This is a genomic window from Okeania sp., from assembly GCF_983059655.1.
Window position 1 is genome coordinate 1 of sequence record NZ_CEZPJD010001007.1, and the last position, 2,449, is coordinate 2,449.

General features: G+C 35.8%; 2 protein-coding genes. One reads left to right on the forward strand and one right to left on the reverse strand.

The annotated features are described in order from the left end of the window. Nucleotides 1-851 (reverse strand): RNA-guided endonuclease InsQ/TnpB family protein (locus AC3DU7_RS31150; protein ID WP_488043106.1); only part of this gene is annotated, 851 nt, incomplete at its 3' end. A 139-nt stretch (nt 852-990) separates the two neighbouring features. On the opposite strand from AC3DU7_RS31150, the gene AC3DU7_RS31155 reads away from it, so the two are divergent. After that, nucleotides 991-1,905 (forward strand): S1 RNA-binding domain-containing protein, encoded by a 915-nt coding sequence (locus tag AC3DU7_RS31155; protein WP_488043107.1) that lies wholly within the window; start codon nt 991-993, stop codon nt 1,903-1,905. The last annotated feature ends 544 nt before the right edge of the window (nt 1,906-2,449 follow it).

The window sequence follows — 2,449 nt, forward strand, 5'->3', positions numbered from 1 at the left end:
ACAACAATAGTAGATATTTTGTTTTCTCTACACCAGTTAATTAAATATCTAGCTGCTTTATTCAGGTAATCTCTAATTTTATTGTTCCGATTTACTGTAATGCTAATTTGTTTTTTAGTTAAACCTTTAATGCCTTGTCTATCTTTTATAGACTGCAATCTAGAATTTTCCTTGTTGTACCACTGGTTAATTGACTTCAGTTTTCTACCGTTTAAAATAAACGATGACCCAATGTTTGATACACAAGTTGCTAGATTATCTAACCCCAGGTCTATTGCTAATACATTGTCAGATTTTACTTTTGGTTGTGGTTCCTTTTCTGTAATAAACTCTATCTCAAAAAACCTAGCATTATATCTAGGAATTATTCTAACTTCCTTCAGATTTTTACCTACTAATCTTTCAGGAAATGGAATTTTAACAGCACCATATTCAGTCTTGAATTTTCTTGACATTGGGATATTAAAATACCCATTTCTCACCTTAATTCGAGGTATTATTAAAGGAAAATACCCTTCTTTTTTGAGATATCTAGGTATTCGTATTTGTTCCCAACGGTATAGACTTTCCTGAGTTTTTTGGATTAAGTTGAAAAACGATTTAAAAGACCTATCTACAACTTTTAAAGTTTGCTGTGCAATGTCGGTTTGAAGTAGCTGGTAATTTTCGTTATCTTTACAGTTATGATAATTTGACTCGTATCTAAGATATCCGCCCTCAGCAAAAAAAAACTGTCGCACAGAGTAAAGTCCTACGTTGTACATATTCTTGGTCAATCTGCACAATTGCTTTAAAGCTTTAAACTCTTGGCTAGACAGGTTTCTGATTTTGTTCTTTTGGGTAAGATACATAACTGGACTTTCGCTGTATAATGCATACTATAGCGAAAATATTCAAAATTTGCAATATGCGTGACTACGGGTTTAAACCCGTCGCATCATTTCCATCCAGCCGTTAAAAAGCTGGTTTGCCACTTACCGAAAGTTTATGATGAATCCCGAATCAACTAGCTCTCAAGAAAGTAAACAGTCCTTTTCTATGGACGATTTTGCTAAAGCTCTCGAACAACCTCAATATAATTATGAATTTCAAAAAGGACAAATAGTCACTGGAAAAGTATATAGTTATGAATCTGAAGGTGTATATATTGATATAGGAGGTAAGTCTTTAGCTCTTTTACCCATTCAAGAAGCTTTCTTGGGAGTAACACAAGATTTATCGGAAGCACTACCATTACAGCTAGAACGGGACTTTTTAATTATCCGCGAGCAAAATGCAGAAGGAGAAGTGCTTCTTTCTATCAAGCAGCTAGAAATTAATCAAATTTGGGAGAATTTGATTGAATTACAAGAAGGTGGTCAGTCTTTCCAAGTTCGAGTAATTGGTACTAATAAGGGTGGGGTGACGGCTGATGTGCAATCTTTGCGAGGTTTTATTCCGCGCTCCCATCTTCTGGCAAAGGATAATTTGGAGTCATTGATTGACCAAGTATTGACAGTCAATTTTTTGGAATTAGACCAAGAAAAGAAGAAAATTGTGATGTCTCAGCGTTTGGCTGCTCAATCTGCTGGTTTTAGTAAGTTAGTTGTTGGTCAGTTGGTTGAAGGAAATGTTGCTGGAGTTAAACCTTTTGGGGTTTTTGTAGATTTAGAGGGTTTAACTGGTTTGCTGCATATTACTCAAGTTAGTCAAAAACGGGTTGATTCTTTATCAACAGTTTTTGCCCAGGGTACTTTGGTTAGAGCGATGATTGTCGATTTAGATGAAGGTCGAAAGCGAATTTCTCTTTCTACTAAGGTGCTAGAAAATTATCCAGGGGAAATGTTGGAAAAAATTGATGAAGTGATGGACTCGGCAGATGCTCGTGCAGAAAGGGCAAGAAAGGCTTTACCTCAATTACAATAGCAGGGAATAGGGAATAGTCGAAAAAATATTTCCGTAAGCATTCAGCTATTAGCTGTCAGCTAGTCTCCTGGATAGGAACTGCGTTATCAGCAACAAGACTCTCTCCTTAAAGACAGTGTTTAAATTAACAACTGACTTTAAGAGCTGATTTATAAACTGAGCTGTTTGCGCAGCATTCCGCAGGAAAACTCTTATGCTATCTAGGTCTCAGGAATTTCTGGTTTACTGACCCAAAATCGGCAAAACCTTTTTCCTGTAAGAAATTCAGCCTCCTAATCTTTACTTTATAAATCAGCTCTAAGGGCAAGGGAGCCAACTTTTTTAGTAAGAGAATTAATAAAGCTTTTATTCTAGATTGGACTTTGGACAAAAAGCAATAGCTGATAGCTGATGGCTGAATGCTTACATATTTCCTAGTCTAAGGTCTATCATCCGCATAAGTTATCGCCAATTCTTTCTTATCTATAGGTGTAATTTTTCTATTACTTTTCCATGGCTGAATAGGTTTTGGTACTTATTCAGCCGTTTTTATATCTGAATTTCC

Coding starts and splice junctions, on each gene's coding strand:
- AC3DU7_RS31155 (WP_488043107.1), top strand. CDS start 991: ATGAATCCCGAATCAACTAGCTCTCAAGAAAGTAAACAGTCCTTTTCT.